The following is a 7,734-nucleotide window of genomic DNA, read 5'->3' as shown; positions in this document are numbered from 1 at the left end:
AAAGACACAGTGCCCTTATGGAATTCACAGCGAAACGACAGCTCGCACCGGGTCGAGTTCGGTTAGCGTCGAGATGTGTTCGGCATAATCCGTCCGTGTAGACACCGGCTGGGCGAAGAGTTGAGTTCCGCGTGGATGGCACAGCTGTGTGGGCTGTGTCTTGCACTGCGCGACGACCACGGCCAGGCCGCTCGCATGGCCACCAATTACGACGGTCTGATCATCTCCGCGCTGGTCGACGCGCAGGCGCCGGCCGCCACCAGGCGATCGGCCGGGCCGTGCCCGCTGCGCGCGATGCGCACGGCCGACGTGGCAACCGGCGACAGCGTGCGGCTGGCCGCGACCGTATCCCTCGTGCTGGCCGCGGCGAAGGTGCGCGACCACGTCGAGGACGGCGACGGCGTCGCGGGGACCGCGGGCATCCGTCCGGCCGCGCGCCGGATCGCCCAGCGCTGGGCTCGTCAGGGCGCGGAAACCGGTGCCGGCCTCGGCTTCGACACCACGGTCCTGCTGGACGCGGTGGACCGGCAGATCGCCGTCGAATCGGCCGCCGGGCCGGAGACCACCCTGCTCGAACTCACCGAGCCGACCGAGGCCGCCACCGCCGCGGCGTTCGGGCATACCGCGCTGCTGGCCGGACGTCCGGGTAACGAGGCCGCGCTCACCGAGGCGGGCCGGTTGTTCGGCCGCGTCGCGCATCTGATCGACGCCGTGGAGGATCTGCACGAGGACATCGCCCACGGCAAGTGGAATCCGTTGGTGGCCACGGGAACTCCCGCGCAGGAGACGCGTCGGCTGTGCACCGACGCGCTGCTCGGCATCGAATTGGCCTTGGCCGAGGTCGAATTCACCGACGGCCGACTGGTCAACCGCCTGCTGACCAAGGAACTGAGCCGTTCGGTGCGCCGCACATTCGGGCACTCGGGTCACGAGAGCTGCCGCACCGATCACAAGATCACCAACCGGCGTTGGGGCGGAGGCGGATACGGGCCGCCGCCCGGATACGGTTATCCCCAACAGGGTTACGGCGGCTATCCCCCGCCCGGCTACGACTACGGCCGTCCGCCCCGCCGCCGCGGCGGCGGCTTCTGCCTGCCGTTCTGCGAAGGCATCATCTGCTGCGAATGCTGTCGCTGCGGCGAGGACTGCTGCTGCGCCTGCGAATGCGGGGAATGCTGCGGAGAGTCCTGCTGCGACTGCTGAATCCCGTTGCGCGAGTCTTCATTTCGAGTTCGCTCGGCACACATGACCCGGTCGCGACGCCGGCTCGAACCGCGCTCCTGGCGAGCCGGATTCGCGCCGGAATGCCTCAGAGATCGACCTTCGTCCAGCTGAGCGTCTCCAGGCGGCCGCGGTCGCCGGTGGTCCAATCCCAGATGAGGTCCGCGACGCGGTCCGGGCCGGTCAGGCGGGCGCCGAAATGCTTGTCGGGCGAACCGTCTCGGTATTCCAGGATGTAGCTGTTCTCGTCCTCGCGGAAGGTCTGGATGTAGACCTCGGGCTCGCGTTCCACGATAAGGTAGGGGCCGGGTTCGGACAGCTCCGGAATCCATTGGTGGACAAGTGATTCGGTCAAGTAGGGGAATTCGCCCGCGCCGCCGTGCGTGACCGTCACCGGAATGCGCCCGGCCGGATCGATCAACCAGGCGAGCTGCGGGTCGTACACCGCGTAATCGCGCGGGGTCGCCAGCTCGAACAGCAGTGCGCGCACGTGCCCGATCGCGTCGTACGGACTCGCCACATGCAGTGCGCCGCCGTGCGCGTCGATCGGCGAGACGCTCAGGAAACTGTCCTGTTCGGGCAGCTCCTCGTTGCGCCGATTCACCTCCGCGGCGATCTGCGCCGCGACCTCGGATTCCGGCTTACCCTGCTGAGCGCTCAGATAGGCGTCGGCCTCGGCGGGCGTCGACGCGGCACCGGACGGCAGCAGGATGTGGTCGTAACTCACGTCGGCCAGGCTACGTTGTCCGGCGGCGCGCGCCGCCGAGGAGGCGTCAGAGCGCGCGCCGCCCGGACAGTGCGCGGCCGAGGGTCAGCTCGTCGGCGAATTCCAGATCCCCGCCCATGGGTAGCCCCGAGGCCAGCCGGGTCACCGACAGGCCCGGGAAATCGCGCATCATGCGCACCAGATAAGTGGCTGTCGCCTCGCCCTCGGTATTCGGATCGGTGGCGATGATCACCTCGGTGACGTCCACACCGTCGGCCTGATTCCCTATGCGCGACAACAGTTCCCGGATGCGCAGCTGATCAGGCCCGATGCCGGACAGCGGATCCAGCGCACCCCCGAGCACGTGGTAGCGACCACGGAATTCGCGGGTGCGCTCGACCGCCTGAACGTCCTTGGGCTCCTCGACCACACAGATCATGGTGCGGTCGCGGCGCGGATCGGCGCAGATGCGGCACAGTTCGCCATCGGAGACGGTGCCGCAGATCGAACAGAACCGCACCCCGTCGCGCACCTTCTGCAGCGCGGCCTGCAACCGGTCGATCTCCGGCGGCTCCACCGACAGCAGATGAAATGCTATGCGCTGCGCGCTCTTCGGACCGACGCCGGGCAGTTTGCCCAGCTCATCGATAAGATCCTGAACCGGCCCCTCGTACACCTGCGCCGTCCCTCGTCAGAGCGGCAGGCCGGGCACGCCGCCGCCCATCCCGCCGGCCAGCGGGCCCAGCTTCTCCGCGGCCAGCTGCTGCGCGTTCTCCATCGCCGCATTGATCGCGCCGACGACCAGATCCTGCAGCGTCTCCACGTCTTCGGGGTCCACGACCTTCGGATCTATCTGCAGCGAGGTCACCTCGCCGGTCGCCCTGATCGTCACCTTGACCAGACCGCCACCGGCCTCGCCTGGCACCTCGGCCGCCGCGATCTCCTCCTGTGCGGCCATCACTGCCTGCTGCATCTGCTGTGCCTGCGCGAGCAACGCCTGCATATCGACCTGTTCACCGGGTTGCACGGGGTCGTCCTCTCTGGCGGGAGTATGTGCGCTCCAGCGTAGTCACGGTTCGGTCTATCGCCCTACCGGCATGGCGATAGCCACCTACCATCAATACGGTCGGGCGGACTGGTGGAGGTAGCAATGCGTGTGACCGGTGATCGTTTGCGTAAATCTCTGATGCAATTCCTGGCTCCGGCTGGTCTGGTCGCGGTGATGACCGTGGTGCCGGTGACCGTCGCGGCGCCCGACGCACAGGCCGATACGAATTTCGGCGGCGGCTGCGTGCTCTACCCGAACAGCCCTGCGGCGACAGTGGATTCGCTGCGCAACAGGTGTTCGATCCAGCAGCAGGTCCAGATCTTCGCCGGCGCCCAGCGCGGCGACGTACCGCACGGCGTGACGAACGGCTGGGTGACCAGTCCGCAGTTCATGCAGGTCGTCGCGCCGCCGTTCTGGATCGGCAAGACCTTCGACACCGGCCCGGACGGCGGCACGCTGATGAACCGCATCACGGGCGCGAACATCCCGGGCTTCCCCGCAAACGTCTATTCCGGGGCCGCCATCACCGACAAACGCCCGGCCTGGCTCCTGGACTACGGCCCGTCCATCACCCCGCAGATCCTGGACGAGATCCGCGAGGTCACCCCGAACGTGTGGTTCGGCTATTCGTGGTGGCGCGGACACTTCCAGACCACGCTGCTGCTGACCTTCGTACTCACCTATCCGTAGGCGAGTGGGTTCTACCCCAATTCGGACTTCAGGTTCTCCAGTACCTGGGCCTGAATCTTCTTGAGCCCCAACGGCGCGAAGATGCCCTCGAAGAATCCGGGGACGCCGCCCGCGCCCTTCCAGCTCGTGCGGACGGTGACCAGCGAGCCCGAGCCCGAAGGGGTCACGGTCCAGGTGGTCACCATGGTGGAGTTCGAATCCCGTTCGGTCACCATGGAATCGGAGACCGAGATCGTGGCATGCACGTTGCGGGAGCGCTTCTGGGTGGCCTGCAGGGTCCACTCGACCACGGTTCCGGCGCCCTTGCCACCCTCGATCACCTTGTAATCGTGGTAGTTCGAGGTCAGGATGCGCGGGCGGACCGTCTCGTAATCCGCGATCGCGTCGAGCGTGCGCTGCGGATCCGCCGGAACGACGATCGAACTGGATGCATTGACCTGTCCCACAATGAGCTCCTTCATTCGAGTCCGCGGAGGCGACTGCCGCCGAGACATGCTACGCCGCGATCGGCCCGTGCCGGAGTATCGGAGTTGCCCGAATCACCCTGGACACGGCCACCGCCGCGCACCGGCCGACCCGGCGACGGCCGGTATCGGTTCCGCATCCTTTTACCCCCGGCCGCCCCCAGCAAACCGGACAGCCGCCATCGGGAGCGTGTTCCCGCCGGAACGGGCATCGGCGCGAGCCGAATACACGCCGCGAGCATCCGCGTGGCATACGAACGGTCCGCCACCGATCGAATGATGCGGAACGCATTCTCCGCATAAGCCTCGTAGCTCGGTATTTCCGACTCCGGTGTGAGCACTGTCGCAATCCCGCCGAGCGGCACGGCTTCGGAGCCGCGCGCGACACGGAACATCCGGCCGCCAGTTGCTTCCGGTCGGAACCATCCCGGCTACCAGTGCATACGCCGAAGCGGACGAATCGCGCGAGCAACATCGACGCAATGCGACAACCGGAGTAAAAATCCGGTTTCCGGGTACCCTCCCGGTAGCCCCCTGAACCCTTGCGCGATAGCGTCTGGGTGTGGCACTGAGTCTGTTGGGGAAGACCGGCCGCGCGCCGGCCGCACGCGAGTCAGGTTTTGCCGCGCACCGTGCAGGAGTCGATCGTCTGCTCGCCAGCTATCGCGCTATCCCCCGGGACGCGAATGTCCGGCTGGCCAAGAAGACCTCGAATCTGTTCCGTGCGCGAGCCAAGTCCGACGCGCCCGGATTGGACGTCTCCGGACTGACGCGGGTGATCTCCGTCGACCCGTCGGCGAAGACGGCCGACGTCGCGGGCATGACCACCTACGAGGACCTGGTGGCCGCGACCCTGCCGTACGGGCTTGTCCCGCTGGTGGTGCCGCAACTCAAGACGATCACCCTGGGTGGCGCGGTGACGGGTCTGGGCATCGAGTCCACGTCCTTCCGCAGCGGCCTACCGCACGAATCGGTCCTGGAAATCGACGTGCTGACCGGCTCGGGCGAGATCCTCACCGCGACGCCCGACGGCGAGCACGCCGATCTGTTCCGGGGGTTTCCCAATTCCTATGGGACGCTTGGTTATTCGACACGCCTGAAGATCGAGCTGGAATCCGTGCTGCCCTATGTCGCGCTGCGGCACGTGCGATTCCACGATCTGGGCGAACTCCAGGCCACGATGGCGCGAATCATCGCCGACCGCTCCTACGACGGCGAGCGCGTCGACTATCTGGACGGCGTCGTATTCACCGCGCAGGAGAGCTATCTTGTCCTGGGCCGGCAGACCGATGAACCCGGCCCGGTCAGCGACTACACCGGAATGGACATCTTCTACCGTTCCATCCAACATGATTCGGACAAGCCCGAACGCGACCGGCTGGCCATTCACGATTACATCTGGCGCTGGGACACCGACTGGTTCTGGTGCTCGCGCGCATTCGGCACGCAGAATCCGAGCATCCGCCGGATGTGGCCCAAGCAGTACCGCCGATCCAGCTTCTACTGGAAGCTGATCGCGCTGGACCACAAATACCATATCGCCGATAAACTCGAAGCGCGCAAGGGCAATCCGCCGCAGGAGCGCGTGGTGCAGGATATCGAGGTGCCGATCGAACGCACCGCCGAATTCGTGCGGTGGTTCCTGGACGAGATACCGATCGAGCCACTCTGGTTGTGCCCGTTGCGTCTACGCGACAGCGAAGCCACTTCCCGGCCGTGGCCGCTGTATCCGCTCGAGCCCGGCCGCGCCTATGTCAACGTGGGATTCTGGTCCGCCGTGCCGACCGTTCCCGGCCAGCCCGATGGCGCGGCGAATCGCGCCATCGAGAACAAGGTCTCCGAATTGGACGGCCACAAGTCGCTGTACTCGGATTCCTACTACGGTAAGGACGAGTTCGCCGAGCTCTACGGCGGCGACGTCTATACCGAACTCAAAAAGCGATATGACCCAGATCAGCGTTTGCTGGACTTGTATTCGAAGGCGGTGCAACGCAAATGACTACATTCAAGGACCGTTCCGATGTTTTCGCTGAGCTGGGGACCAAGCTCAGCATCGCCGAGATCTTCGAAACCTTGGTGGACGGCGAGGTGCCGATCCGCTTCTCCGCACACGACGGCAGCAGCACCGGGCCGAAGGAGTCGAAATTCGGTCTCGAGATCCTCAATCCGCGCGGTATCAACTACATCGCCACCGCGCCCGGCGACCTCGGCATGGCCCGCGCGTACATCGCCGGCGACATGTCGGCCGACGGCATCCACCCGGGCGACCCGTACGAGATCCTGCGCGCGATGGGCGATCTGAAGTTCCGGCGTCCCTCGGCGCTGGCGCTGGTGACCATCGCCCGCTCGCTCGGCTGGGACGCGCTCAAGCCGATCGCGCCGCCGCCGCAGGAGACCGTGCCGCGCTGGCGGCGCATCGCGCTGGAGGGTCTGCGGCACTCCAAGACCCGCGACGCGGAGTCGATCCACCACCACTACGACGTCTCCAACACCTTCTACGAATACGTCCTCGGCCCGTCCATGACGTACACCTGCGCGTGCTACGAGGACGAGGGCAAGACGCTCGAGCAGGCGCAGGAGAACAAGTACCGCCTGGTCTTCGACAAGCTGAACCTGAAGGCGGGCGACCGGCTGCTCGACATCGGTTGCGGCTGGGGCGGAATGGTGCGTTACGCGGCCAAGCGCGGCGTGCGGGTGATCGGCGCGACGCTGTCCGCGGAGCAGGCCGAGTGGGGTCAGAAGAAGGTCGTCGAGGAGGGCCTGTCGGATCTGGCCGAGGTGCGCCACTCCGACTACCGCGACGTGCGCGAAACCGATTTCGACGCGCTGTCCTCGATCGGCCTGACCGAACACATCGGCGTGCAGAACTACCCGTCGTACTTCGGTTTCATCAAGAGCAAGCTGCGTGACGGCGGACTGTTCCTGAACCACACCATCACCCGCCCGGACAACACCCGCACCACCCGGGCCGGGGATTTCATCGACCGCTACGTCTTCCCCGACGGTGAGCTGATCGGTTCGGGCCGCATCATCTCCGACATCCAGAACACCGGCCTCGAGGTCCTGCACGAGGAGAATCTGCGCCCGCACTACGCGCTGACCCTCGCCGAATGGTGCAAGAACCTGGTCGCCAACTGGGACGCCTGCGTCGCGGAGGTCGGCGAGGGCACCGCCAAGGTCTGGGGCCTGTACATGGCGGGCAGCCGCCTGGGCTTCGAACGCAATGTGGTTCAGCTGCACCAGGTCCTGGGCATGAAGCTGGGCCCGAACGAGACCTGGGACGTCCCGCTGCGTCCCTGGTGGAAGGCCTAGTCCTCCCGGTAAGCCAACCCGGGCCGCCGACCCGCCGGAGTGCGCCATCGCGTGCACGCCCGGGTCGGCGGCCCGCGCCGTTTCCCAGCGCGCCCCACCTCGGTTACGCCAGCATCGAAGGCCGAGGCCCGGACCGATTCCGAACCGACGGATCACCCTCGACTGCCCCGGTGCACCCACCCCCGATCGCACCAACTCCAAGGCCGCGGCCAGAGTCGATGCCGAACCGACGGATCACCCACGACCCACCTAGTGCACCCACCCCCGATCACACCAACCCCAAGGCCGCGGCC

Annotated in this window: 8 protein-coding genes; 4 read left to right on the top strand and 4 right to left on the bottom strand. The window is 66.5% G+C overall.

Annotated features, from left to right (window positions below):
- The first annotated feature begins 75 nt into the window (after nucleotides 1-75).
- Nucleotides 76-1,203, top strand: a complete 1,128-nt coding sequence (locus NM2_RS04055) for a DUF5685 family protein (RefSeq protein ID WP_067664219.1) — start codon at nucleotides 76-78, stop codon at nucleotides 1,201-1,203.
- A 106-nt stretch (nucleotides 1,204-1,309) separates the two neighbouring features.
- Here the strand turns inward: NM2_RS04055 and NM2_RS04050 are convergent, their stop codons facing one another.
- Genes NM2_RS04050 through NM2_RS04040 form a run of 3 tightly spaced genes read right to left on the bottom strand, consistent with a single transcriptional unit; the run spans nucleotide 1,310 to nucleotide 2,954 of the window.
- Nucleotides 1,310-1,948: a hypothetical protein gene (locus NM2_RS04050; RefSeq protein WP_067664217.1), complete on the bottom strand. Its 639-nt coding sequence runs from the start codon at nucleotides 1,946-1,948 to the stop codon at nucleotides 1,310-1,312.
- Nucleotides 1,949-1,994: 46 nt separating this feature from the next.
- A complete protein-coding gene (recR, locus tag NM2_RS04045; protein WP_067664215.1) occupies nucleotides 1,995-2,603 on the bottom strand; it encodes a recombination mediator RecR in 609 nt (202 codons plus the stop codon).
- Nucleotides 2,604-2,618: 15 nt separating this feature from the next.
- Nucleotides 2,619-2,954, bottom strand: a complete 336-nt coding sequence (locus NM2_RS04040) for a YbaB/EbfC family nucleoid-associated protein (RefSeq protein WP_067664213.1) — start codon at nucleotides 2,952-2,954, stop codon at nucleotides 2,619-2,621.
- Between the two features lie 129 nt (nucleotides 2,955-3,083).
- Between NM2_RS04040 and NM2_RS04035 the strand changes: the two genes are divergently transcribed.
- The gene (locus NM2_RS04035; protein ID WP_169816099.1) at nucleotides 3,084-3,665 is read left to right on the top strand and encodes a hypothetical protein; all 582 of its coding nucleotides are present in this window, start codon (nucleotides 3,084-3,086) and stop codon (nucleotides 3,663-3,665) included.
- Between the two features lie 11 nt (nucleotides 3,666-3,676).
- On the opposite strand, the gene NM2_RS04030 is transcribed toward NM2_RS04035, so the two are convergent.
- Nucleotides 3,677-4,111: an SRPBCC family protein gene (locus tag NM2_RS04030; RefSeq protein ID WP_067664223.1), complete on the bottom strand. Its 435-nt coding sequence runs from the start codon at nucleotides 4,109-4,111 to the stop codon at nucleotides 3,677-3,679.
- 586 nt (nucleotides 4,112-4,697) lie between these two features.
- On the opposite strand from NM2_RS04030, the gene NM2_RS04020 reads away from it, so the two are divergent.
- Nucleotides 4,698-6,128 carry an FAD-binding oxidoreductase gene (locus NM2_RS04020; RefSeq protein WP_067664221.1) on the top strand — a complete coding sequence of 477 codons (1,431 nt, stop codon included), beginning with the start codon at nucleotides 4,698-4,700 and terminating at the stop codon, nucleotides 6,126-6,128.
- Nucleotides 6,125-7,441, top strand: a complete 1,317-nt coding sequence (locus NM2_RS04015; protein ID WP_067664206.1) for a class I SAM-dependent methyltransferase — start codon at nucleotides 6,125-6,127, stop codon at nucleotides 7,439-7,441. The genes NM2_RS04020 and NM2_RS04015 overlap by 4 nt, the downstream gene beginning before the upstream one ends.
- Nucleotides 7,442-7,734 lie beyond the last annotated feature (293 nt).

Source organism: Nocardia miyunensis NBRC 108239, assembly GCF_001613065.1.
GTDB classification, from domain to species: domain Bacteria; phylum Actinomycetota; class Actinomycetes; order Mycobacteriales; family Mycobacteriaceae; genus Nocardia; species Nocardia miyunensis.
Note: the sequence above shows the minus strand (reverse complement) of the source record. Positions and strands in the feature narration are given on the sequence as shown.